The organism is Pseudoalteromonas sp. MER144-MNA-CIBAN-0113 (genome assembly GCF_040308965.1).
Classification (GTDB): Bacteria; Pseudomonadota; Gammaproteobacteria; order Enterobacterales; family Alteromonadaceae; genus Pseudoalteromonas; species Pseudoalteromonas tetraodonis.
This window is the reverse complement of record NZ_JBEOOG010000604.1, coordinates 1-236: the sequence shown is the minus strand read 5'-3', so window position 1 is coordinate 236 and position 236 is coordinate 1. Positions and strand designations below refer to the sequence as shown.

Below are 236 nucleotides of genomic sequence, written 5' to 3'. Positions count from 1 at the left end.
AAGATAAAAAAGCAGGTGGTGAGTTATACCTACATCTGCGCCGACACGGTAAGAAATATCACAAGCGCAGTCATGGTAAAACAAACCGAGGGCAAATAAAAAATCGCGTTAGCATTGAAGAACGTCCACAAATAGTTGATAAGAAAGGTCGTATCGGAGATTGGGAAATAGATACCGTCATAGGTAAAGGTCATCGAGGCGCCCTTGTTACCATTGTAGAGCGGGTCACCCAATTC

General features: G+C 43.6%; 1 protein-coding gene. It reads left to right on the top strand.

From position 1 onward, the window contains the following. A partial coding sequence (locus AAEY57_RS21130) for an IS30 family transposase (RefSeq protein WP_350608800.1) occupies positions 1-236 on the top strand: 236 nt, incomplete at both ends.